This window comes from Sphingopyxis sp. KK2, from assembly GCF_001990265.1.
In the GTDB taxonomy this organism is placed as follows: Bacteria; Pseudomonadota; Alphaproteobacteria; order Sphingomonadales; family Sphingomonadaceae; genus Sphingopyxis.
The window spans coordinates 1-23,046 of sequence record NZ_LYVN01000060.1; the positions used below are offsets into that span (position 1 = coordinate 1).

At 67.4% G+C, this 23,046-nt stretch carries 21 protein-coding genes; 7 read left to right on the forward strand and 14 right to left on the reverse strand.

From position 1 onward, the window contains the following. Positions 1-96: 96 nt before the first annotated feature. The 6 genes from B1A78_RS11580 to B1A78_RS11605 all read right to left on the reverse strand — a co-directional run bounded on the left by B1A78_RS11580 (position 97) and on the right by B1A78_RS11605 (position 7,015). On the reverse strand, positions 97-993 hold the full coding sequence (locus B1A78_RS11580; protein ID WP_077147118.1) for a hypothetical protein: 897 nt from the start codon (positions 991-993) through the stop codon (positions 97-99). A gap of 67 nt (positions 994-1,060) precedes the next feature. After that, on the reverse strand, positions 1,061-1,609 hold the full coding sequence (locus B1A78_RS11585) for a pseudouridine synthase (protein ID WP_077147119.1): 549 nt from the start codon (positions 1,607-1,609) through the stop codon (positions 1,061-1,063). Then, entirely contained in the window at positions 1,606-3,222 is a 1,617-nt protein-coding gene (locus B1A78_RS11590; RefSeq protein WP_077147120.1) for an NAD(P)/FAD-dependent oxidoreductase, read from the reverse strand. The genes B1A78_RS11585 and B1A78_RS11590 overlap by 4 nt, the downstream gene beginning before the upstream one ends. A gap of 64 nt (positions 3,223-3,286) precedes the next feature. After that, a complete protein-coding gene (locus tag B1A78_RS11595; protein ID WP_077147121.1) occupies positions 3,287-5,407 on the reverse strand; it encodes a prolyl oligopeptidase family serine peptidase in 2,121 nt (706 codons plus the stop codon). Between the two features lie 116 nt (positions 5,408-5,523). Next, positions 5,524-6,258: a hypothetical protein gene (locus tag B1A78_RS11600; protein WP_077147122.1), complete on the reverse strand. Its 735-nt coding sequence runs from the start codon at positions 6,256-6,258 to the stop codon at positions 5,524-5,526. Beyond that, the gene (locus B1A78_RS11605; protein ID WP_077147123.1) at positions 6,248-7,015 is read right to left on the reverse strand and encodes a hypothetical protein; all 768 of its coding nucleotides are present in this window, start codon (positions 7,013-7,015) and stop codon (positions 6,248-6,250) included. The genes B1A78_RS11600 and B1A78_RS11605 overlap by 11 nt, the downstream gene beginning before the upstream one ends. Before the next feature lie 102 nt (positions 7,016-7,117). On the opposite strand from B1A78_RS11605, the gene B1A78_RS11610 reads away from it, so the two are divergent. The 4 genes from B1A78_RS11610 to B1A78_RS11625 all read left to right on the forward strand — a co-directional run bounded on the left by B1A78_RS11610 (position 7,118) and on the right by B1A78_RS11625 (position 9,840). Then, on the forward strand, positions 7,118-7,645 hold the full coding sequence (locus B1A78_RS11610) for a hypothetical protein (protein WP_077147136.1): 528 nt from the start codon (positions 7,118-7,120) through the stop codon (positions 7,643-7,645). Between the two features lie 93 nt (positions 7,646-7,738). After that, complete coding sequence (locus tag B1A78_RS11615) at positions 7,739-8,893, forward strand: CaiB/BaiF CoA-transferase family protein (protein WP_077147137.1); 1,155 nt, start codon at positions 7,739-7,741, stop codon at positions 8,891-8,893. 65 nt (positions 8,894-8,958) lie between these two features. Next, on the forward strand, positions 8,959-9,390 hold the full coding sequence (locus tag B1A78_RS11620) for an MAPEG family protein (protein ID WP_077147124.1): 432 nt from the start codon (positions 8,959-8,961) through the stop codon (positions 9,388-9,390). Positions 9,391-9,405: 15 nt separating this feature from the next. Then, the gene (locus B1A78_RS11625; protein WP_077147125.1) at positions 9,406-9,840 is read left to right on the forward strand and encodes an MAPEG family protein; all 435 of its coding nucleotides are present in this window, start codon (positions 9,406-9,408) and stop codon (positions 9,838-9,840) included. A 37-nt stretch (positions 9,841-9,877) separates the two neighbouring features. Here the strand turns inward: B1A78_RS11625 and B1A78_RS11630 are convergent, their stop codons facing one another. The 8 genes from B1A78_RS11630 to B1A78_RS11665 form a co-directional block, all read right to left on the reverse strand. Further along, the gene (locus B1A78_RS11630; protein ID WP_077147126.1) at positions 9,878-11,077 is read right to left on the reverse strand and encodes a class I SAM-dependent RNA methyltransferase; all 1,200 of its coding nucleotides are present in this window, start codon (positions 11,075-11,077) and stop codon (positions 9,878-9,880) included. Position 11,078: 1 nt separating this feature from the next. After that, entirely contained in the window at positions 11,079-12,437 is a 1,359-nt protein-coding gene (locus tag B1A78_RS11635) for an NAD(P)H-hydrate epimerase (protein WP_077147127.1), read from the reverse strand. A 144-nt stretch (positions 12,438-12,581) separates the two neighbouring features. Further along, on the reverse strand, positions 12,582-12,971 hold the full coding sequence (locus B1A78_RS11640) for a hypothetical protein (RefSeq protein WP_144037787.1): 390 nt from the start codon (positions 12,969-12,971) through the stop codon (positions 12,582-12,584). Positions 12,972-12,973: 2 nt separating this feature from the next. Next, positions 12,974-14,821 carry a dihydroxy-acid dehydratase gene (gene ilvD, locus B1A78_RS11645; protein WP_077147129.1) on the reverse strand — a complete coding sequence of 616 codons (1,848 nt, stop codon included), beginning with the start codon at positions 14,819-14,821 and terminating at the stop codon, positions 12,974-12,976. A gap of 59 nt (positions 14,822-14,880) precedes the next feature. Continuing rightward, complete coding sequence (locus tag B1A78_RS11650; protein WP_077147130.1) at positions 14,881-15,612, reverse strand: N-formylglutamate amidohydrolase; 732 nt, start codon at positions 15,610-15,612, stop codon at positions 14,881-14,883. Beyond that, positions 15,609-16,457, reverse strand: a complete 849-nt coding sequence (locus B1A78_RS11655) for a 4-(cytidine 5'-diphospho)-2-C-methyl-D-erythritol kinase (protein ID WP_077147131.1) — start codon at positions 16,455-16,457, stop codon at positions 15,609-15,611. The genes B1A78_RS11650 and B1A78_RS11655 overlap by 4 nt, the downstream gene beginning before the upstream one ends. Beyond that, on the reverse strand, positions 16,454-18,073 hold the full coding sequence (locus B1A78_RS11660; protein ID WP_256837948.1) for a hypothetical protein: 1,620 nt from the start codon (positions 18,071-18,073) through the stop codon (positions 16,454-16,456). Before B1A78_RS11660 ends, B1A78_RS11655 begins: the two co-directional genes overlap by 4 nt. A gap of 28 nt (positions 18,074-18,101) precedes the next feature. Beyond that, positions 18,102-19,757 carry an electron transfer flavoprotein-ubiquinone oxidoreductase gene (locus tag B1A78_RS11665; protein WP_077147132.1) on the reverse strand — a complete coding sequence of 552 codons (1,656 nt, stop codon included), beginning with the start codon at positions 19,755-19,757 and terminating at the stop codon, positions 18,102-18,104. Positions 19,758-19,896: 139 nt separating this feature from the next. On the opposite strand from B1A78_RS11665, the gene B1A78_RS11670 reads away from it, so the two are divergent. From B1A78_RS11670 to moaB, 3 genes are read left to right on the forward strand one after another with little or no spacing between them, the layout of a single operon-like run. Then, complete coding sequence (locus B1A78_RS11670) at positions 19,897-20,670, forward strand: uracil-DNA glycosylase family protein (RefSeq protein WP_256837950.1); 774 nt, start codon at positions 19,897-19,899, stop codon at positions 20,668-20,670. 3 nt (positions 20,671-20,673) lie between these two features. After that, positions 20,674-22,419 carry a lytic transglycosylase domain-containing protein gene (locus B1A78_RS11675; RefSeq protein WP_077147134.1) on the forward strand — a complete coding sequence of 582 codons (1,746 nt, stop codon included), beginning with the start codon at positions 20,674-20,676 and terminating at the stop codon, positions 22,417-22,419. After that, entirely contained in the window at positions 22,409-22,933 is a 525-nt protein-coding gene (gene moaB / locus B1A78_RS11680) for a molybdenum cofactor biosynthesis protein B (protein ID WP_077147135.1), read from the forward strand. The genes B1A78_RS11675 and moaB overlap by 11 nt, the downstream gene beginning before the upstream one ends. Positions 22,934-23,046 lie beyond the last annotated feature (113 nt).

Consider the following 23,046-nt stretch of genomic DNA (forward strand, 5'->3'; position numbering starts at 1 on the left):
ACCACCCTCACCCTTCCCACCGGCTTTGCCGGCGGGCCCCTTCCCTCTCCCGCCGGGAGAGGGAGGGAGGCGCGAAGCGCCGGAAGGGTGAGGGTTTTAGCGCTTCACCTTAGCTTTGGTTTCCAGCTCGACGATGCGCTTTTCCAGATAGGCACGGTCGTCGCTCGACGGCGTCGCCCGCGCATAAGCGGCGTCGAGCCGCGTCAGGTCGCCCGCCTCGACACGCACCTGCGCCTGTGCCGTCGTACTCAGCCCGCTCGCCTTGAGCGCATTGCCGACATTGGCGAGCCGCGTCTTGTTGTCGAGCACCACCGGCGTGCTGCCATATTGCGTGTCGCCGACGCGCGCGTCGAGCGCATCGAGCCGCGCGTCGAGGTCGTCGCGCTCGCTGGCGCTGATCCCGTCGCGCGCATAACTCGCCTCGGTCGTGATCAGCGCAGCATAATCGGCCTTGAGCTTCGTCCCCGCAGTGCGGGTCAGGCGGCGCGCGGTCACCTGCGCATCGACGCGGCGGGTGAAGTCGGCCTTCCCGTCGGCGACCGCGAGCGTATCGGGCAGCTTGCTATCGGCATAGCCGCGCTCCGACAAAGCCTGCGTCAGCGCGCCATATTTGTCGCCGAGTTCGGTCCGTTCGGCGGTGGTGAAGCGCCCGTCAGCGCCATAGCGCGTCTCGAGCGCGACCAGTTCGTCATATTCGGACTTCATCCGCACGCCATTGGCCTGCGTCAACGTGCCTGCATTGACGTCGGTGTCGATCCGCGCGTGAAACTGGGTCCGCTGCGTATTCAAGGGCTTGCGGCCCACGGCCCATTGCGCATCGATCGAATCGGAGGCGCCCAGCCGGTCACCGAACAGCGATCCCAATATATCGCCGACGCGAACCTTCTGCTTTTCGGTCGATGGCTGGGTCGAACCGCTTTGCGCGAGCACCGGTGTCGAAGAAACAAGCAGGGCGCCAAGGCCCAGTGCGGCGAGGTTTTTGGTCCTGATCATCGGAAGATCTCCTCTCAGACCCCCCGCCATCAACGCCGCAGCCCCGCGCCAAGTTGCACCAGCTGCCTCAGCCGTCGCTACGCCGCCATTCCCCCGGCATCAGATCGCCGAGCGTCCAGTCGCCGATCCGCCAGCGCACCAGCCGCAGCGTGGGATGCCCGACCGCGGCGGTCATCCGCCGCACCTGCCGGTTGCGCCCCTCGGAAATCGTCAGGCGTATCCATCCGTCGGGAACGGATTTCCGCACCCGGATCGGCGGGTCGCGCGGCCATAGTCCGGGGTCGGCGATCGCCTCGGCCTCGGCCGGCCGCGTCAGCCCGTCCTTGAGCCGGACGCCGCGCCGCAACGCCGCCAGTGCCTCCTCGCTCACTTCGCCTTCGACCTGCGCCAGATAGGTTTTTGGCATCTTGTATTTCGGGTCGGCGATCCGCGCCTGCAGCCGCCCGTCGTCGGTCAGCAGCATCAGCCCCTCGCTGTCGAGGTCGAGCCGCCCCGCCGGATAGACGCCGGGCAGGTCGATGAAGTCCGACAGCGTTTGCCGCGTCGAGCCTCCGGTGCCGCGATCGGTGAACTGGCTGAGCACGTCATAGGGCTTGTTGAACAGGATGAGCGTCACGGCATCAGGCTTCGCGCGACCGCCTCGGCGACCTTGATCCCGTCGACCGCCGCCGAGAGGATGCCGCCGGCATAGCCCGCCCCCTCGCCCGCCGGGAACAGCCCCGCGGTATTGAGGCTCTGGAAATCCTCGCCGCGCGTGAAGCGGACGGGCGACGAGGTGCGCGTCTCGACCCCGGTCATCACGACATCGGGATGGTCGTAACCCGCGATCTGGCGCCCGAAGACCGGGATCGCCTCGCGCATCGCCTCGACCGCAAAGTCGGGCAGGCACGCCGCGAGGTCGGTCGGGGTCACCCCGGGGCGATAGGAAGGAACGACGCTGCCAAGCTCGGTCGACGGCCGCCCCTTCAGGAAATCGCCGACGCGCTGCGCGGGCGCCCGGTAGTTCGACCCGCCGGCGACGAAGGCGAGCGATTCCCAGTGCCGCTGGAAGGCGATACCCGCGAGCGGATCGCCCGGATAATCGCGCGCCGGGTCGATCGCGACGACGAAGCCCGAATTGGCGTTGCGCTCGTTGCGCGAATATTGGCTCATGCCGTTGGTCGCGACCCGCCCTTCTTCCGACGTCGCGGCGACCACGGTGCCGCCCGGACACATGCAAAAGCTGTAGACGGTGCGCCCGTTCTTGCAGTGGTGCGAGATATGATATTCGGCAGCGCCCAATATCGGGTTGCCCGCATCGGCGCCGAAGCGCGCCTTGTCGATCCACGACTGCGGATGCTCGATCCGTACCCCGATCGAAAAGGGTTTGGCCTCGACATGCACCCCCGCCGCGAGGAGCATCGCGAAGGTATCGCGCGCGCTGTGCCCCACCGCCATCACGACGCGGTCGGCCTCGATAGTGTCGCCACCCGCCAGATGCACACCCTGCACCCGCCGCTGGCCCGCGCCGTCGGTGACGATATCGAGTCCGTCGACCTTGTGCTGCCAGCGATATTCGCCGCCCAGCCCCTCGATCGTCTCGCGGAGGCTTTCGACCATCGTCACCAGCCGGAAGGTGCCGATATGCGGATGCGCCTCGGTCAATATTTCGGGCGGCGCGCCAGCCTTGACGAATTCGGTCAGCACCTTGCGGTCGAGATGGCGCGGATCCTTGATCCGGCTGTAGAGCTTTCCGTCCGAAAAGGTCCCCGCCCCGCCCTCGCCGAACTGGACGTTCGATTCGGGGTGGAGCACCGAGCGCCGCCACAGGTCCCACGTGTCCTTGGTCCGCTCGCGCACCACCTTGCCGCGGTCGAGGATGATCGGCCGAAAGCCCATCTGCGCAAGGATCAGCCCGACGAACAGCCCGCACGGCCCCGCCCCGACCACGACCGGGCGCTTGGTGCCCGCGGGCGGCGCGGTCGTGATGAACTTGTACGCGGTATTCGGCGTCGGCTGGACGCTGCGATCCTTGCGAAAGCGCGCGAGCACCGCGCGCTCGTCCTTCACATTGACGTCGATCGAATAGATCAGCTTGATCGCATTTTTGTCGCGCGCGTCGTTGGCGCGCCGCGCGACGACATATTTGACCAGCTCGCGCGGCCCGATCCGCAGCCGCCGACAGATCGCGGCGGGCAGGTCTTCGGGCGCATGGTGCAGCGGCAGCGAAAGGTCGGTCAGGCGAAGCATCGCCGCCCTCTAGCCCGCATCGCCGGGCGCGCCAATCACCCTGATGGCCGCGCGCCCTGCCCGTCTATTCGAACCCCGGCGCCCCCGCCTGGTGGAGCACGAAGGAATAGACGTCGGCGAACTGCTCGACGAGTTGGTCGCGCGCCGATCCGATGCCGTGCCCGGCGTCGGGATCGGTACGGATCAGGATCAACCGCGTCTTGCCGAACCGGTCGAGCGCGCGCCCGGCGAACTTGCCCGAGAACCAGGGCTCGACGCGCCGGTCGTTGAGCCCGACGGTGATCAGCGTATTCGGGATATCCTTCGCCGCCAGCAGCAGGCGGTAACTGTCCGCCAGCGACAGCGCCTTGAACCCCTCGGCGGTCGTCGGATCGCCCATTTCGGCGAACTGGTTGGCACCATTTTCGGCAAAGGCGAGCCGCGTGGGATTGAGCACCGCGACATTGGCGATCAGCCCGCCGAACAGGTCGGGGCGCTTCAGCGCCGCCGGCGGCGCGAGCAGCCCGCCCGCGCTCGTCCCGATCACCGTCATCTGCTTCGGCGTGGTCAGCCCCAGCTCGACCATGCGTTCGCCGCAAGCGATCAGGTCTGCATGGGCATTGGGCTTGTTCGCCGATCGCCCCGCCTCGTGCCACGACCGGCCACGCTCGCCGCCGCCGCGCGCGCCGCAATAGCCGACAACCCCGCCGCTTTCGAGCAGGCCGAACATCCATTGGGCATAATAGGGTTCGGCGGTGTTGACGCCATAGCTCGCATAGCCTTCGAGCAGAACCGGCGCCGGCCCGCTCTTGTATCCGGGGGGCAGCAGGATCGCGAGCGGCACCTTGGTCCCGTCGGCCGAGGTCGCGGTTTCGCGCACCTGCCTTGCGCCCGCGACGCCCTTGTACGACGCCGATGCGAGCCCGAGCGGCGACACCTTGCCGTCCTTGGCGCGCATCCATTCGGCGGCGGTGAACCAGTCCTGCAGCGCGAAGGTCACGCCGCCGGGACCCGCGCTTTCCAGCCCGACCGCATTGCCCTGGATCGGCAGCTTGCTCTCGACGGGTTTGCCATCCTTGCCCACGAAGAACAGCCGGCTGATCCCGTCGGTCTGCGCGAGCACATAAAGCCCGTCGTCGGCGGCGGCGATCTCGGCGATCACCGCGTCGCCCGCCGGCAGCACCGTTTTCGCCTGCGCCAGCGTCGCCCCGGCCTTCAGGTCGAGCGCGACGACCTCGCCATTGGGCGCGGTGCCGGTGCGGACCAGATACAGCGTGTCGCCGTACAGCGCGCCGGTAAGGATGCGGTCGTCATATTGCGCAATCTCGCGCCATGCGGGCTTGCCCGCCGCGATGTCGGCGCGCTTCGCGATCATCACGCGGCCGTCGGCTCGCGCGCCGCCGCCGTAGCCGACCGCCCAGTCGCTGCCCTCGACATAGGAAATGAACGGAAATTCGCGCGGGTCGAAGGTCGGAGTCCCCGCGACGCCCGCGCCAAGCAGCGCCGGCCCGTCGGCCTGCCCCAGCTTGTGCAGATAGACGCGCATATTCTGCATCGCGTCGTCGCCATCGGTCGCGGCCATGCGCGTATAGGTCACGGTGCTGTTGTCGACCCATTGCGCCTCGAACTCGCCCCACACCGGCTCGAGCTTGTCGGGCAGTTCCTTGCCGCTCGCGACGTCGATGAAGCGGATCGTGCCGACCTCGGCCCCGCCGGCCGCCGTGTGCATCGCCAGCGTCTTGCCGTCGGGCGAGACGCTGTAGCTGCTGAGCGCCGGTCCCTTGGTGCCGCCCGCTTCGGGATCGTAGAGAATCTTCTCCGCCCCGTCGGGTCCGCGCATCACCAGCTTGGGAAGCTGCGCCCCCGGATCGGTGCGGCGATAGAAGAGTCGTCCGCCCGCCTCGTTGAGGTCGCCATAGCGCACCCCGGCTTGCACCCCCGCCGCGATCCGCTCGCGCAGCTTCGCGCGGCCGGGCAACTTAGCAAGTTGGCCCACCGTATGCGCGCTCGACTGGCGGATGAAAGCCTCGACATCCTTCGCGCGCTCGCCGCTTTCCATCCAGCGATAGGGGTCGTCGACGGTCTCGCCATATTGGGTTTCGCTGAAAGCTTCGGCGGGCGGTCGGTCGGTGGCATTGGTCAGCGTCTGCGCCATCGCCGGCGCGCCCGCGGCCAGCATCAGGGCCGCGGCAAGATATTTCGTCATAGCTAGTCCCCCACAAGCGGTTGGCGACCCACCCGGCGATTCTGGCCATTGCCGCGATGGTAGCGCGCTGCGGGGTTTTTCCTACAAAAATCCGCGTGATAGGGGAAAGGCGCGCGTCAGAAATCGAGCCCCAGCGCGACAAAGACATGAAAGCCCGCCGCGCCGCCGCCATCGACGAAGGTCGGCCCGCCCGATGCCAGCAGGCGAAACGGCGCCTTCATCTGATAGATGCCGCCGAACCCCAGGCTGGTCGATGCACGCCCATCCACGCTGTCGGCTCCCTGCCGGTCGGCTTCGGCACCCAGCAGCAGCCGCGACGAGACCTGCCGCGTCACCGCGACCCCGCCGGTCCAATAATCGCGATTTCCCGCACCCGGATTGATCGCATAGCCGCCGCCGCCGAACACCGACCAGGGTCCGGCGTCCTTCTGCACCCACACCGGCAGCAGCGCGGTCACCTTGTAATTGCCCATGCCGTTGCTCGCGGTCGGCAGGGTCAGTCCGGGAAAGGCCGCGACCGAAAGTCCCGCCGCTTCGTCATGATAGAAACGATATTTCGCCGACACCTCGAGGTCGCCGGCGCCCCAGTGCCGCCCAGCGGCGTCATGCGCAAAGGCGACCGGAATGCCGACGGTCAGTTGCAGGTCGGGCGCCGCGCCATAGTTGATCTCGACCCCGGTAGACCCGCCATAATCCGATCCGCGCCCCTCGACTTCGACGATCGGACCGTAGATTTCCCAATGGCCAGTGTCGGTCGGTTCGGGATCGTCGGTCAGGAAGGGCGGCCCGGCCCATGCCGCCGTCGGAGCGAGCAACGCAAGCGCCAGCACGAATGCGCGATCAAGCCGCATGCGCCATCTCCCGTCCGGCCGCGCGCTGCGGAATGGCAAGGATCAGCACGGTAATCGCGATGCCCAGCACCAGCGACGCCCCCGCGCGGCTCAGTTCCAGCCCGCCATGTGACACCGGCTTGTCGAGGAAATCGCCGACGACCGCGCCGAGCGGCCGGGTCAGGATGAAGGCGGCCCAGAACAGGGCAACCCGGCTGATCGCGGTGCGATAGTAGGCGACGACGATCAGCGCGAGCAGCCCGCCGAACACCACAGCGGCGCCAAGATAGCCGAGCGACCCGTCGGCGACCCAGTCGCCGAGCGCGGTGCCCAGCGTCTGCGAAAAGGTGATCGTCAGCCAATAATAGAGTTCGGCCTTGGGTTCATGAACCGACTGCACCGAAATGCTGCCGAGCGCGCGATGCCAGACCGCGAGCGATGCGAGCACCAGCCCCAGCAGCAGCAGCGACCCGCCCGGATATCCGATGCCCATCGACCGGGTCGCGAAATCGGCCATCGTCGTGCCGGCGGTGGTCGAGGCGATGATCGTCGCCCAATAGAGGAAGGGATGAAACTGCTTCGCGCGGATCTGCATCGCGACCAGCGCGATCAGGATCGTTGCGAAGATCGCCGTGCCGACCAGATAGCCGAGGTCCATCGACATGCTCACGGTATCGCCGGCGGTTTCGCCAAAGGTCGTCGCCAATATCTTGATGATCCAGAAGCCCAGCGTCACCGCCGGGACCTTGGTCAGGGTGGATTTCATCGCGTCGGTCATGCGGGGAGAACTCCGATGTGGGTGATCCCCGGACGGCTAGGCCTGTCCTGCGTTCGCGCCTATAAGCAGGCGCTCAAATCGCCCCTGATAAGCGGGAGTTATATGCCGCATCCCGATCCGAACCCGTCCGCCACCTTGCTCACCGACCGGCGGATCGCGCTTCCCGTCGCGATCCTCGCGCTGCAGGCGGTCGCCGCGATCTATTTCGTCGTCGACGGCATCGACGACCTGATCGTGCAGGCGGGACAGGGCATCGACATAGAGATCGTCATGGAATGCGTCGTCGCCTTCGCACTGCTCGGCGGCGTCGTCATGGGGTCGCGCTATATCCGCCGGATCACTGCCGAACTGCGGCGGCAGGACCGCGCGCTCGCCGATGCGCGCGGCGCGCTTGCCGACCATATCGCGCTGCGCTTCGACGAATGGGGGCTCACCCCCGGCGAAGGCGAAGTCGCGTTGTTCGCGCTGAAAGGCTGCGACGTCGCCGAAATCGCCCGGCTGCGCGGCGCCGCGACCGGCACCGTGCGTTCGCAGCTCAGCCAGATCTACGCCAAGGCCGGTGTGAGCAGCCAGGCGATGCTCGTGTCGCTATTCATCGAGGACCTGCTCGAAACCCCGCCGACGGCCTAAACATCGCGCCCGCGGCAATCGCCTCTTCCGTTTCACTTCGCAATCATTCTATCCTCGCCAAAAGAGCGGGCAGAGGAGAGACGCCACGTGACCATGTTGGAAGGCATCAAGATCGTCGATCTGACCACGGTGATCTTCGGCCCCTATGCGACCCAGATGCTCGCCGACCTCGGTGCCGAGGTCATCAAGGTCGAAACGCCGGGGCTCGGCGACATCTCGCGCTACCTCGGCAACGGCATCCCCGACCCGACGATGGGATCGGTGCATCTGACGGTCAACCGCGGCAAGCGCTCGATCGCGCTCGACCTCAAGAAACCCGAAGATGCCGAGGTGCTGCGCGGCCTGATCGCCGACGCCGACGTCTTTTTCCACAATGTCCGCGGCAAGGCGATCGCGCGGCTCGGCTTCGATTATGAAGGCTGCAAGGCAATCAAGCCCGACATCGTCTATGTCCATGGCACCGGCTTCGGGCAGGACGGGCCGTACGCGGATCTCCAGGCCTATGACGATGTGATCCAGGCCGCGACCGGCACGACCAGCCTGCTGCCGCGCGTCGATGGCGACCCGCGCCCGCGCTACCTGCCCTCGCTAATCGCCGACAAGGTCGCGGGCCAATATGGGGCGCAGGCGATCCTCGCGGCGCTGGTCCACAAATTGCGTACCGGCGAAGGCCAGGCGGTCGAGGTCGCGATGTTCGAATGCTTCACCAGCTTCATGATGGTCGAACATCTGCGCGACGACACGCTCGACCCGCCGATCGGCCCCGCGGGCTATCCGCGCCAGCTCGACCCGACGCGCCAGCCCTTCCCGACCAGCGACGGCTATCTCGCGATCGTCCCTTACACCGCCGAATCGACCGCGCGGCTGCTCGCCCTGCTCGGCTGCCCCGGCCTGCTCGAAACGCCCGAGTTCGAAGCCGCGAAAGCGAAGCAGCAGCATATGCCGATCGTCTACACCGCCATCGCCGAACGCACCCCCGCCCGCTCGACCGCCGAATGGCTGTCGCTGTTCGCCGAGAATGACATTCCCGCCATGTCGGTCCGCGACTTACAGGATATCCGCGACGACCCCCACCTAGCCTCCACCAACTTCTTCCGCCACCGCGTCCATCCCGACGTCGGCGGCTTCTATGAAATGCAGCCCCCGGTGAAATATGGCGCCGCGCCGACGCGCGACATTGGCTTTGCGCCCCGCGTCGATGGCGACGGCGCCGCGATCCGCGCCGAGGTCGCCGCGCGAAAGGGCTGAATATCGGCGATTGCATATCGGCGCGCGATCCCTAGCATCGCGGCCAAATAACGAGGGGGAGCCAGATGACACCGAATATTCTCGCGCCGGGCGCGGTGCTGATCCTGTGGACACTCGTCATGCTGGTGTGGACCGCCGTCACGCGCTTCCGCGCGCTGGCGAAATCGGGGATCGATCTGAAAGCAGCGCCCCCGGGCGGCCGCGGCGGCGACCTCGAAGGCGTCCTGCCCCCCGTCACCAACTGGAAATCGCACAATTACACGCATCTGCTCGAACAGCCGACGCTCTTCTACGCGGTCATCCTGATCCTGCACGCCGTGGGCGGCTATCCCGCCTATGTCGTGTGGATCGCTTGGGCCTATGTCGTCCTGCGCGTCGTCCACAGTTTCTGGCAGGCGACGGTCAATCGCATACCGGTACGCTTCGCGATCTTCGGGCTGTCGACCTTGTGCCTGCTGGCGCTGGCGCTGCTCGCGGTGATCGCCACTTTGGGTTGAGGGGGAGAGAAGGATATGGAAACGAACGCTATTCTGGGGCCGGTCGCCACGCTGGCCTTGTGGTCGATGGTGATGTGGGTGTGGATGTATGCGACGCGCATCCCCGCGATGAGCCGCGCCAAGATCGATGCCGCGAAAATGGTCGGCGGCACCGGCAAGAGCCTCGACGACGTGCTGCCGCCCGAGGTCCAGTGGAAGGCCCACAATTATAACCATCTGATGGAACAGCCGACGGTCTTCTACGCGGTCGCGCTGGCGCTCGCCGTCGGCGGCATGGGTGGCGGATTGAACGCGCAGCTCGCCTGGGCCTATGTCGGCCTGCGCATCCTGCACAGCCTGATCCAGGTGACCGTCAACCGCGTGCTGTGGCGCTTCGCGGTCTTCGCGCTCGCCAGCCTCGCGCTGCTTGCACTCTGCGTCCATGCCTTCATGGGCTTCGTGCTGCATTGATACAGGTCGCCGCCCCTGCTGGGGCGGAGGCGGCGGTTTATTTCGAGAACCGCCCCGCCAGTTCGACATGCGTCGACCAGCGGAACTGCCCGACCGGCTGCACCCAGTCGAGCGTATATCCGCCCGCGATCAATATCTTCGCATCGCGCGCAAAGCTTGCGGGATTGCAACTGACATAGGCGATTGCCGGCACGTCCGACGCCGCTAGTTCCTTGACCTGCTCCTCGGCCCCCGCGCGCGGGGGATCGAGGATAACCGCGCCGAAGCGATTGAGTTCAGCGGGGATCAGCGGCCGCCGGAACAGGTCGCGATGCTCGGTCGCGACCAGCGCCCGCGCCCGGTTCGCCGCCGCCATCATCGCCGCTGTCGCGTCGCGCGCACCCTCGGCAGCATAAACCTTGCGCCCCGCCTGCACCGACAGCGCAAAGGTGCCGACCCCTGCGAACAGGTCGGCGACCGCAGGCGCGTCGCCGATCGCCGTCTTCACCGCCTCGATCAGCGCGTCCTGCCCGACTGCGGTCGGCTGCAGGAAGGCAAAGGGCGGCACTTCGACCGCGATACCGCCGAAACGCACCGTCGGCGGGTCGGGCTGCCACAGCGTCTCCAGCCCGTCGCCCTGATCGATGACGAAGCGAGCCAGACGGTTCGCGCCCGCGAAATCCTGCAGCGCCATCGCGGCCTCGAGCCCCTCGGCCTTCACACCTTCGAGGATCAGTTCGACGCCCTGGTCGAGCATCTGCATCTTGACCTTCACCGGCCGCCGCTGCGGCGCGATCAGCACGAGCAGGTCGCGGACCGGTCCGACCAGCGCGAACAATTCGGGCAGCAACAGCGGGCACATCCGCATATCGACGATCTGGTTGCTCTGCGCCGCGTTGAAGCCGATCGCGACCTGCTTGCCGGTGCGCAGCGCAGTCAGCGCGGCGCGGCGGCGGCTGTGCGGCGGCGACAGCAGCGCGGGGAAGACCTCGGTCGCCGAAATTTCTTGCCCCGCCAGCCCGCCGACGACACGGTCGCGGACATAGTCGGCGAGCGCGCTTTCGGCGACATGTTGCATCTGGCAACCGCCGCATTTGCCGAAATGGCGGCACGGCGGTTCGGCGCGGTTCGGACCGGGGATGAGGATGCCGTCGGGGCGCACCAGATCGCCCGGCACCGCGCCCGTCACATGGCGGCCGTCGGCGGTGACGCCGTCGCCGCGCGCGGCGATGCGGGTTATCAGGGCTGCTTCGCTCACGTCAGTCTTTCACCAGGTCGTCGGCTACAAGGCCGGGGCCGATAGCCGCTGCGCGCGCAATATGCCAGCCCACTGCGGCGACCGCGGCATCGAAGGCATCACCGCCGCGCGCCAGCATCGCGCCGCACGCCCCCGCGAGCACATCGCCCGAACCCGCGGTCGCGAGCCAGGGGCTGCCCGGCCAGGCGGCCACGACGCGGCCATCGGGGGCCGCGATCACGGTGTCGGCGCCCTTGTAGATCACCACCGCGCCCATGTCGGCCGCGGCGGTCCTGGCGCGGTCGATCTTGCTGCCCGCAAGGCCTGGGAAGGCCTTGGCGAACTCGCCCTCATGCGGGGTCAGGATCGCGGGAACCGCTCCGCCCAATGCGCGCAAATGCGGCAGCGCCGACGCGATGGCAGCGGCATCGAGCACCATCGGCTTGCTGCGATCGAGCGCGGCCCCGACATCGCGGTCGAGCAGATCGCCCGCCGGATAGCCCGGACCGACGATCACTGCGCCGACGCGCGCATCGCCCAGCCGCTCGGCATAGCGCGCCGCATCCTCGGCGATAATCGCATCGAAAGGCGCCCGATCGGCCCCGCTCAGCACGACATAGCCGGCACCGCTACGCAGCGCCGCAGCGGCGGCCAGCCGCGCGGCCCCCGGCATCGGCCCCGACCGCACGACCACCATGCCGCGATTGAACTTGTGCGCCGTCGCACCCGGCGCTGCGACCGCCGGTGCCGGCGCGCTTCGCATCGCCCCGTCCGCGGCGATCCCGATCGGAGCGAGCAGCACGCGACCGCAACGCGCGGCGGCGGGAAGCAGCACATGCGCGGGCTTGAGCGCGCCGAGCGCGAGCGTCACATCGGCGGGCAAGGGCGGCAGCCAATCGTGCAGCGCATCGCCATCGACCCCGCTCGGCACATCGACCGCGAGCACGCGCCGACCGGCAAAGCCGCGCAGGATCGCCGCCAGTTCGTCGCCGATCGACCGCGTCAGCCCGACGCCGAACAGCGCATCGATAATCAGCGGCGCGGGCGCGGTATCGGCGGTCAGCGGCTCGACCGGCCCGCTCCAGCCCTCACGCGCCGCCTTCGCCAGATCGGTCGCGGGCCGAGCGAGCGCCGCGACCCGGACCTCGGCACCGCGCGCCGCGAGCAAGCGCGCCGCGACATAGCCGTCGCCGCCATTATTGCCCGGCCCGCACAGGATCAGCACCGGCCCGCCCGCGCCCATGCGCCAGGCGGTGTCGGCCATCGCCGCGCCGGCGCGGTCCATCAGTTCCGCAAGCGATATCCCCGACGCCGCGCAATCCGCCTCGGCCGCGCGCATCGCGGCGGTGGTCAATATCGGGGCGTCGGCTGGAACGGACATCGCCGCTACGTAGCAGGATGAACAGAAAAGTCGCCCCACAACGCTTCGTCATTGCGAGCGTAGCGAAGCAATCCAGGGCGGTTTACACCTGCTCTGGATTGCCGCGTCGCCTTCGGCTCCTCGCAATGACGATGCTTTGGACGGCTAATCCACCCCGCCCGTATCCGCCGGCAGGCGATATTTGTCGGCGCCGATCGCAACCTCGATCATGCCCTCGCCGATAATCTTCACCACCGCCTGCTCGGATCCGTCGGCCGACACCACGCCGCGCCCGTCGGTGGTGATCTGCAAACGGCGATAACCGACATCGGCGCGCCCGACGACGAGGATCGTGCCATTCTCGCCGCTTATTTCCTGCACCGTACAGGTGCGGTCGAACAGCTTCGCGCCTTCCAGCGCGCACTCGATGCGCCCGTTGTTCGCGGCATCGCGCGACTGTTGGGCCTCGGTCTCGGCGAGTTTCGCATTGTCGGGCGCGCTGTCGCACGCCGCGAGCAACAACAGCGGCAACGCCGCCAATCCGATCCTCTTCAATCTCAGCCCCCTTTAAGCTGCGACAGGTCGCGCACCGCGCCCCGCGCGGCACTCGTCGTCATCGCGGCATAGGCCTGAAGTGCTACCGAAACCTTGCGCGGGCGCGGCTTGGCGGGTTGCCAGCCCTTCGCGTCCATCGCCGCTCGGCGTTCGGCGAGTATGCTGTCGGGCACCGCGAGGATGATCGTGCGGCCCGGAATGTCGATGTTGATGAGGTCGCCGTCCTCGACGAGCCCGATCGTCCCGCCCTCGGCCGCCTCGGGCGAAACATGGCCGATCGACAGCCCCGATGTGCCGCCCGAAAAGCGCCCGTCGGTGACCAGCGCGCACGCCGCGCCCAGCCCCTTCGATTTCAGATAGCTCGTCGGATAGAGCATTTCCTGCATGCCCGGTCCGCCCTTCGGCCCCTCGTATCGGATGACGATAACGTCGCCCGCGACGACCTGACCGGTGAGGATGCCCGCAACCGCGGCGTCCTGGCTTTCATAGACCTTCGCGGGGCCCGAAAACTTCAAGATGCTTTCATCCACCCCGGCGGTCTTCACGATACAGCCGTCGAGCGCGAGATTGCCCGACAGCACCGCGAGCCCGCCGTCCTGGCTGAACGCGTGGGTCGTCGAGCGGATCACGCCCGCCTCGCGGTCGAGGTCGAGATCGCCCCAGCGCCGGTCCTGGCTGAACGCGGTCTGCGTCGGCACGCCGCCGGGCGCCGCCATGAAGAATTTCTGCACCTCGGGATCGTTGGTGCGCGAGATGTCCCATTTGTTGAGCGCGTCGCCCAAAGTCGCGCTGTGCACCGTCGGCAGATGCGCATGGATCAGCCCCGCGCGCTCGAGCTGGCCGAGGATCGCCATGATCCCGCCCGCGCGGTGGACATCCTCCATGTGAACGTCGCTCTTCGCCGGCGCGACCTTCGACAGGCACGGCACGCGGCGCGACAGCCGGTCGATATCCTCCATCGTGAAATCGACCCCGGCCTCGAACGCGGCGGCGAGCAGGTGGAGCACCGTGTTGGTCGAACCGCCCATCGCGATATCGAGGCTCATCGCGTTTTCGAACGCCTCGAACGTCGCGATATTGCGCGGCAACACGCTCTGGTCGTCTTCCTCATAATGGCGGCGGCACATGTCGACGACCAGCCGCCCGGCGTTCAGGAATAGCGCCTTGCGGTCGGCGTGCGTCGCCAGCGTCGAGCCATTGCCCGGCAGCGACAGCCCGAGCGCTTCGGTCAGGCAGTTCATCGAATTGGCGGTGAACATGCCCGAGCACGACCCGCAGGTCGGGCACGCGGCTTGCTCGATCGCGGTGACTTCCTCATCCGTATATTTCTCGTCGGCGGCGGCCACCATCGCATCGACCAGGTCGAGCGCGACGGTCTTGCCCTTGAGCACGACCTTGCCGGCCTCCATCGGCCCGCCCGACACGAAGACGACGGGGATGTTGATGCGCAGCGCCGCCATCAGCATGCCGGGGGTGATCTTGTCGCAGTTCGAAATGCACACCATCGCGTCGGCGCAATGGGCATTGACCATATATTCGACGCTGTCGGCGATCAGGTCGCGGCTCGGCAGCGAATAGAGCATGCCGTCATGCCCCATCGCGATGCCGTCATCGACCGCGATCGTGTTGAATTCCTTGGCAACCCCGCCATGCGCCTCGATCTCGCGCGCGACCATCTGGCCAAGGTCCTTCAGGTGGACATGCCCCGGCACGAACTGGGTAAAGCTGTTGACCACCGCGATGATCGGCTTGCCGAAGTCGCTGTCCTTCATCCCCGTCGCGCGCCAGAGACCGCGGGCACCGGCCATGTTGCGGCCATGGGTGGTGGTGCGCGAACGATATGAAGGCATTTTGAGCAGTCCTGATAATAATATTATAAAATTCAGCGAAGAGACGCGCCTCTACACGCCTATCTCGCGATATACAATGCCAGTTTGTTGCACATGCGAGCAAGCTGCCGGGCGAACAGCGCGCGTCCCGCCGCATCGCCGACCATATCCTGCCGCATCTCGATCCCGACATAGGGTATGGCATTCGCCTCGGCATGGCGGTTCATCGTCGCGTTGAGCAGCTTGCCCGAGTAAGGCAGCTGGTCGCCGACGATCAGCCCCTCGCCCTCCAGCGCGGCGATTGCGGGTGCCGCAAGCCGGTCATCCTCATTATACAGCACCCCGACCTGCCACGGCCGCGCCTGCTCGGGGTCGCTCGCCAGCGACGGCGTAAAGCTGTGCAGCGACAGGATCATCGCCGGCCGCGCCGCCGCGATCACTGCCGCGATATGGTCGTGATAGGGGCGAAAGAAGCGCGCCATCCGCGCCTCGCGCGCCGCATGATCCAGCGCATTGCCCGCGATCGCATGACCGTCGCTCGCGATCGGCACCGCGCCCGGCGCGTCCTCGTCGCGATTGCAGTCGACCACCAGCCGCGACACCCCGCCGAGGATCGCGGCGTCGACCGCCCCCGCCTCGACCAGCAAGCGCGCGACTTCGCTCACCCCGATATCGATCGCGATATGCTCGTTCAGCAGCGCCGGGTCGATGCCGAGGTCGATGTCGGCGGGCACATGGTTCGACGCATGGTCGCCGATCAGCAGCACTCCGCCCGCGCGCGGCACCCCGAGCGCGGTCCACGCCTCGCTCATCGCAGCGTTCCCGCCATCTGCCACCAATGCGGGTAGCTCTGCGCCAGCTTCACCGACGCCGCGTCGCGTTCGGCGAGCGCGTCGAACAGCGCGAAACAGGTCGCGCCCGATCCCGACATGCGTGCGAGCCAGGGGCTGAGCCCGCCGAGTTCGGTCAGCACGCCGACGATCGCCGGGCATTGCGCGATCGCCGCGCGCTGCAGGTCGTTGCGGGCCGCGAACAGCTGCGCGCGGCCTGCCGGGTCGCCGAACAGCGCGCCGCGATCGATGCCGTCCCACGCCGCGAACACCGGCCCGGTGGCGACCGCCTCGCGCGGGTTGACCAGCAGTACCGGCGTATTGGCAAGCCGCAGTTCGGGCACCGGCGAGAGTTGCTCGCCGACGCCGACGCCAAGGCAGGTCTCGCTCGCGACGCACGCCGCGACATCGGCGCCGAGCGTCGCCATCAGCTTCGCGAGCGCCGCATCGCCGACTTCGGGCAGAAAATGCCGACGCACCAGACGCGCCATCGCCGCCGCATCGGCCGATCCGCCGCCGATCCCCGCCGCGACCGGCAAGCGCTTGGTCAGCGTAACCGCCAGCTTCGGCACACGGGTCTCGCCATAACGTTCGCGCAGCAACGCCACCGCGCGCAGCACCAGATTGTCGTCGCCGCTGCTCAGCCCCTCGGCAAATTCGCCGTCGATGACGAGGCTGTCGGTGTCGGCGACCCGCGCTTCGATCCCGTCGCCATGGTCGACGAAGGCAAACAAGGTCTCGATCTCGTGATAGCCATCGGGCCGACGCGCGCGCACATGCAGCGCAAGGTTTATCTTCGCCCAGCCGGTTTCGGTGAAGACCGTCACGGCGCGGTCGTCGCGGGGGTCAGCCCGTCGCGCAATTTCGCCTCGATCCGCGTCGCCATGTCGGCCTCCGCCAGCAGCGCCGCCGCGCGCCAGGTATAGCGCGCCTGGAACCGGCGCCCCGCCTGCCAATAGGCATCGCCCAGATGCTCGACGATCACCGCATTGCCCGGATCGCCCGCCTGCGCCTTTTCGAGCAAAGGCACCGCTTCTTCGGGCTCGCCGGTCAGGAAATAGGCCCAGCCCAGCGAATCGGTGATCGCCGCGCTCTGCGGGTCCTGCGCCCAGGCCGCCTCGATCTGCGCGAAGGATTTCTCGACATTCTTGCGCCGCTCGATCGACGAATAGCCGACGAAATTCAGCACATTGGGGTCGTTGGGACGCAGCGCGATCGCCTTGTCGAGCAAGGGCTCGGCGGCATCCCAATCGTTCGCCTGCAACAGCAATTCGGCGCGCGCGATCAGGATGCTGCCGTGCAGCGCCTTGTCGAACTCGTCGTCGCCCAGATCGGCCTCGAGCCGCGCATAGGCGCGTTCGGCGGCACGCGGGTCGTTCGACCGCCGCGCGATATCGGCATAGCGCACCAGCAAGGTACGTCCGGCCTTGTCGCCTGCCACCGCGCGCTCGGCCAGCGCGACGGCCTGGACACCCTTGCCGTCGTCGGCGAGCAATTCGGCCTGGCGCATCACCAGCACCGGCGGCAACGGCGGCTTCGCGCCCTGCAGCAGCGCCAGCGCGCCCGCTTTTTTGTCGTTGCGGTCGAGCGCCTCGACCAGCGCGGCGCGCGCCTGCCAGTCGCTGCCGTCGAGCCAATAAGCGACCCGCGCGAACAGCAGCGGCACCTTCGGATTGCTGTTCGGCGCGCGCGCGAAGCCGTCGGCGAGCAGCCCGAACCAATGCGCGACGCCGCCGCGCGGCGTGGTCACCGGCTGGTCGGGCAGCAGCAGCACCGGATCCTCGCGTTCGCCCATCGCGAGCGCGATACGCCCGCGCAGCGCCTTTGCAGCCTCCTTCTCACCCGCCTTGTCGAGCGTCGCAGCCAGTCGCACCGCGACGAGCTGGCTCGTACGGTCGGTCAGCGTGACCTTTTCGGCGAGCGCCGACGCCTCGTCCTTGCGCCCCGACGCGAGTTGGACGAGCGCGGCCTCGAGCTGGAACGCCGGCTGCGGCGCGCCGCGTCCGCCCACGTCGAGCAGGGAGCGCTCAGGCGCTTTTTCGCGCAGCCCAACAGCAATCCATGCCGTCAGCGGCGGGTTCACCAGCTTCGCGACGGCGTCGCCGCCGGTCTTGTCGCTGCGCCCCGCGACATAGTCGCGCGCGGCCTTCCAGTCGGCCCGGCGCAGGGCGTCGGTGACGAGCACCAACTGCGCGTCGAAGCGGCGGTCGCCGCCTGCCCACAGCGTGACCGCGGCGCTGCGCGCCGCCTCGAAATCGCCGGCCTCGATCGCCTGCTCGAGCATCCGCCCGCGCAGCCCCGGCAGATCGGGAACCAGGCTCGACGCGGCAGTCAGTGCCGCGAGCGCCTGCTGCGCATCGCCGGCATCTTCGGCCAGCCGCGCCTTCGCGAGCGCGTTCAGCGCCGCGTCGCCGCCATCCGCTGCCTGCGCGGCGAGCGGCATCAGCGCCGCCGCCGCGATCAGGCCAAACTTACATGTTCGGATAATTGGGGCCTCCGCCGCCTTCGGGGGTGACCCAGTTGATATTCTGGGTCGGGTCCTTGATGTCGCACGTCTTGCAATGGACGCAATTCTGCGCGTTGATCACGAATTTGGGATCGCCCTCAGCCTCGCCGACGATCTCGTAAACCCCCGCCGGGCAATAGCGCTGCGCGGGTTCGTCGAAGACCGGCAGATTATATTCGACCGGGATCGACGGGTCCTTGAGCTGCAGATGGACCGGCTGATCCTCCTCATGGTTGGTGTTCGAAATGAACACCGACGACAGCCGGTCGAAGGTCAGCACGCCGTCGGGCTTGGGATAGTCCGGCTTCGGCATCATGTCGGCGCGGTACAGGCTCTCATTGTCCGGATGATGCTTCATCGTGAACGGAACCTTGATCTTCAGCGTTTCGAGCCACATCGTCATGCCCGAGAGCACCGTCCCGGCAAGGTCGCCCCATTTCTCGACCAGCGGCAGTACGTTGCGCACCACGCTGAGTTCCTTCTTCACCCAGCTGTCGTCATAGGCATCCTGATAGGCGGTCAGCGTGTCGCTCGCCCGCCCCGCGGTCACCGCGGCAAAAGCGGCTTCGGCCGCCATCATGCCCGACTTCATCGCCGTGTGCGTGCCCTTGATGCGCGGCACGTTGAGGAAACCGGCGCTGTCGCCGATCAACGCGCCGCCCGGGAAGGCGAGCTTCGGTACCGACTGATAGCCACCGTCGCTGATCGCGCGCGCGCCATAAGAGACGCGCTTGCCGCCCTTCAGGATCTTGGCGATCTCGGGGTGCGTCTTCCACTTTTGCATCTCCTGGAAGGGGGAGATGTGCGGATTGCGATAGTTGAGCCAGGTCACGAAACCGAGCGCCACCTGCCCGTTCGCCTGATGGTAGAGGAAACCGCCGCCATTGGCATTGTGATCGAGCGGCCAGCCCTGCGTGTGGATCACGCGGCCCTCGGCATGATTCTCGGGCTTGATGTCCCAGAGTTCCTTGACGCCAAGGCCATAGACCTGCGGCTCGCAATCGCTGTCGAGCGCGAATTGCGGCTTGAGCATCTTGGTCAGGTGGCCGCGCACGCCCTCGCCGAAGAAGGTATATTTGGCATGCAGTTCGAGGCCGGGCTGGTAATCGCCCTTGTGGCTGCCGTCGCGCGCAACGCCCATGTCGCCGGTAGCGACGCCCTTCACCGAGCCATCGTCATTATAGAGGATTTCGGCGGCGGGGAAGCCCGCGAAAATCTCGACCCCCAGCCCCTCGGCCTGCTCGGCGAGCCAGCGGCAGAGATTGCCGAGGCTACCGGTATAGGTGCCCTTGTTGTGCATGAAGCCCGGGGTGATGAAATGCGGCACGCCGATCTTCTTCGTCGCGGTCAGCACCCAATGCTGGTTGTCGTTGACCGGCACCTCGGCCATCGGACAGCCCTGTGTCCGCCAGTCGGGGATCAGTTCGTCAAGCGACTTGGGATCGATCACCGCCCCCGACAGGATATGCGCGCCGACTTCCGACCCTTTTTCGAGGATACAGACCGACAATTCGCTGCCCGCTTCATTCGCCAGCTGTTTCAGGCGGATCGCCGCCGACAGCCCCGCCGGACCCGCGCCGACGATGACCACGTCATAGGGCATCGATTCCCGTTCGCTCACCGCAAATACCTTTCTGCCGTCCCAGCGCGGACATTCATCGTGTCCTGCGCTCATTCTGTCACGAAATGCGATGCCCGCCAATTGACGCGTCCGTCAACAGGCTGTTTCAACAAATCACATGGGTGGGCAAAATTCAGCCTTGCTGGCGACAAGCTATTGCGACTGGTGGTCGCTGGCCGGCGTCGATGCGCTCGTCGGCGAGGAGCCGGCGGGCTGGCTTGCCGTGCCCCCCGCGAACGATCCAGCCCCCGCGCGCCCGAAACTTGCCGCCGCCGTAGCGTCCGAACCCGAGCCAGCCCCCCTTCCCGCCGCGCTCCAGCGACAAGTGGTCATCGAAGAGGAAGCGGCCAAAGGCCCGGTCGAACTGCCCGCGGATTGGGCGGACTTCCAGACCTGGCTCGCCCAGCATCCCGACGTTCCGGGCAGCCAGTGGGACGCACGCCGCGTGCTGCCCGTCGGCGAGGCGGCGGCACCGCTGATGCTGCTCACCGCCTGGCCCGAAATCGACGACCAGCGCGACGGCGAGCTGTTCGCGGGACCCGCGGGCAAGCTGCTCGACGCCATGCTGCGCGCGATCGGCACGACGCGCGGCGATTGCTATATGGCCAGCCTCGCGGTCACCCGCCCGCCCGGCGGGCGCTGCGACGAAAAGGACGCCGCCGACCTCGACCGGCTGCTCTGGCATCATTTGCGCCTCGCGCGGCCCGGACGACTGCTGCTGATCGGCAGCGACATCACGCGCATGGCGGCACAGCTTACGCTGCCCGACGCGCGCGGAAGGTTACTCGATATTAACCAAGATGGCGGCAAGGTGGAGGCGGTGGCAATCGCGCACCCCGCGATGCTGCTGGCCCGGCCCGCCCAGAAGGTGGCGGCCTGGGATAGCCTCAAACTGCTCAACCGGGGACGTTGACAGATGACCAAATGGACTGCGGCTCTCGCCGCTTCGCTTCTTTTTTCCGCTGCCACGCCCGCGATCGCGGCCGATAACGGCGATCCCTTCGCCGCCGCGCCGCAGACCGTGCCGCCCGTGCTTTCGGGCAAGCAGAAGCAGCAATATGTACAGATATTGACCGCGATCCGCGGCCAGCGCTGGGCCGAGGCCAAAGCCTTGCTCGACGCCGCGGACAGCGGTCCGCTCACCGATTTCCTTCGTGCCGAACTGCTCGTCGCGCCGAACAGCCCCAAGGCCGAAGTCGCCGACATCATGCCGATCCTGTCGCGCTCGCCGCAACTGCCGCAGGCTGAACAGCTCGGCCGCCTCGCCGCCAAGCGCGGCGCGACCGACCTGCCGACCCTGCCTTACCAGACGCGCCTGTCCTGGGCCGGCAGCGCACCGCGCCGTCTCGGCGCCGACAGCGTCAGCGATCCTTTCGCCAACGGCCTCGCCGCTTCGATCCCCGACCGGATCAAGAATGACGATCCCGCAGGCGCCGAAGCGCTGCTCAACGCCGTGATCGACAAGCTCAGCCCCGACTCGCGCGCCGAATGGCTGCAAAAGGTCGCCTGGTCCTATTATATCGAAAATGACGACCAGAATGCGCTGCGCCTGTCGCTCGCCTGCACGCAGAACGGCGGGGCATGGGCGACGCAGGGCGCATGGACGCAGGGGCTCGCCGCCTGGCGCCTCCACGACTATCGCACCGCGCTGACTGCGTTCGACCGCGTCGCGAAGGAAGCCCCCGACGCCGAACTGCGCGCCGCCGCCTATTATTGGGCCGCCCGTGCGGCGATGGCCGCCGGCGAACCCGCCTCGGTCCAGCCGCGCCTGCGCGCCGCTGCAAACAATGAGGAAACCTTCTACGGCATGCTCGCCGCCGAAACGCTCGGCCAGCCGCAGGGCAGGAGCGGCATCCGCGCCGACCGCAGCGCCTGGCGCGCGCTCGAGGAACAGCCCAATGTCCGCGCCGCGATCGCACTGACCGAGATCGGCGAGGACAAATATGCCGATGAAGTGCTGCGCCACCAGGCGCGCATCGGCAGCGCCGAACAGCATGAACAGCTCATCGGCATCGCCAACGCCTTGAGCCTTCCCGAAACCCAACTCTATCTCGCGCACAACACGCCGCAGGGCCGCAAGCTCGCCGCCGCGACGCGCTATCCGCAGCCCAAATGGGAACCCAATGGCGGCTGGCGGGTCGATCCCGCGCTCGTCTTCGCGCATACACTCCAGGAATCGCGCTTCCAGCGCACTGCGGTCAGCGGTGCGGGTGCGATGGGGCTGATGCAGGTGCGCCCCGGCACCGCGCGCGACCTCGCGCGCTGGAACGGCGACGCATCGGGACCCGGCGATCTCAAGACCCCCGCGGTCAACATGGACTTCGGCCAGCGCTACCTCGAATATCTCAGCCGCGACGGTTCGACCGGCGGCCAGCTGCCCAAGGTGATCGCCGCCTATAACGCTGGCCCCGCGCCGATCGCGCGCTGGCAGACCGAGGTTCGCGACCAGGGCGATCCGTTGCTCTACATCGAATCGATCCCCTATTGGGAAACGCGCGGCTATGTCGGCATCGTGCTGCGCAATTACTGGATGTACGAAGCGCAGCAGGGCAAGCCCTCGGTCAGCCGCGCCGCGCTGGCGCAGGGCCAATGGCCGCGCTTCCCCGACAGCAAGGATCGCACCCGCCTGACCTATGCCGGCGGGCTGACGAATGCCGATTGACGAAAGTCTCGAATTCAAACCGGTCCATATCGCGGTCCTGACGATCTCGGACAGCCGCGGTATCGAGGACGACCGGTCGGGCGACACGCTCGTCGACCTGCTCACCGGTGCGGGCCACATCCTCGCCGACCGCGCGATCATCAAGGACGAAAAATCGCTGATCGTCTCGCGGCTCCACAACTGGATCGACAATCCCGAAGTCGATGTGGTGATAACGACCGGCGGCACCGGGGTCACCGGCCGCGACGTGACGCCCGAGGCGCTGCACATGCTCGACGGCAAGGACATCCCGGGCTTCGGCGAACTGTTCCGCTGGCTCAGCTATCAGACGATCGGCACCTCGACGATCCAGTCGCGCGCCTGCGCCGTCGTCGCGCGCGGCACCTATATCTTCGCGCTCCCCGGTTCGACCGGCGCGGTCAAGGACGCGTGGAACGGCATCTTGTCGACCCAGCTCGACAGCCGGCACAAGCCCTGCAACTTCGTCGACCTGATCCCGCGACTGACCGAATAGGCGGAGCAGCGAAATAAGCCGTCGCCCCCGCCTTCGCGGAGGCGATGACATTTGTTCTTTCTTTGTTCCGGTCCTCACGATACCCTCGCGCGGTGGAATCAAAACCCCTCCCC

Bases quoted from the DNA above. Each gene is read 5' to 3' on its own strand.
- B1A78_RS11650 (WP_077147130.1), bottom strand. From the start codon at position 15,612: ATGAGCGAGGCGTGGACCGCGCTCGGGGTGCCGCGCGCGGGCGGAGTG.
- B1A78_RS11580 (WP_077147118.1), bottom strand. From the start codon at position 993: ATGATCAGGACCAAAAACCTCGCCGCACTGGGCCTTGGCGCCCTGCTT.
- ilvD (WP_077147129.1), bottom strand. From the start codon at position 14,821: ATGCCTTCATATCGTTCGCGCACCACCACCCATGGCCGCAACATGGCC.
- B1A78_RS11590 (WP_077147120.1), bottom strand. From the start codon at position 3,222: ATGCTTCGCCTGACCGACCTTTCGCTGCCGCTGCACCATGCGCCCGAA.
- B1A78_RS11625 (WP_077147125.1), top strand. From the start codon at position 9,406: ATGGAAACGAACGCTATTCTGGGGCCGGTCGCCACGCTGGCCTTGTGG.
- B1A78_RS11610 (WP_077147136.1), top strand. From the start codon at position 7,118: ATGCCGCATCCCGATCCGAACCCGTCCGCCACCTTGCTCACCGACCGG.
- B1A78_RS11600 (WP_077147122.1), bottom strand. From the start codon at position 6,258: ATGCGGCTTGATCGCGCATTCGTGCTGGCGCTTGCGTTGCTCGCTCCG.
- B1A78_RS11660 (WP_256837948.1), bottom strand. From the start codon at position 18,073: ATGCCGCTCGCCGCGCAGGCAGCGGATGGCGGCGACGCGGCGCTGAAC.
- B1A78_RS11595 (WP_077147121.1), bottom strand. From the start codon at position 5,407: ATGACGAAATATCTTGCCGCGGCCCTGATGCTGGCCGCGGGCGCGCCG.
- B1A78_RS11605 (WP_077147123.1), bottom strand. From the start codon at position 7,015: ATGACCGACGCGATGAAATCCACCCTGACCAAGGTCCCGGCGGTGACG.
- moaB (WP_077147135.1), top strand. From the start codon at position 22,409: ATGCCGATTGACGAAAGTCTCGAATTCAAACCGGTCCATATCGCGGTC.
- B1A78_RS11620 (WP_077147124.1), top strand. From the start codon at position 8,959: ATGACACCGAATATTCTCGCGCCGGGCGCGGTGCTGATCCTGTGGACA.
- B1A78_RS11675 (WP_077147134.1), top strand. From the start codon at position 20,674: ATGACCAAATGGACTGCGGCTCTCGCCGCTTCGCTTCTTTTTTCCGCT.
- B1A78_RS11615 (WP_077147137.1), top strand. From the start codon at position 7,739: ATGTTGGAAGGCATCAAGATCGTCGATCTGACCACGGTGATCTTCGGC.
- B1A78_RS11635 (WP_077147127.1), bottom strand. From the start codon at position 12,437: ATGTCCGTTCCAGCCGACGCCCCGATATTGACCACCGCCGCGATGCGC.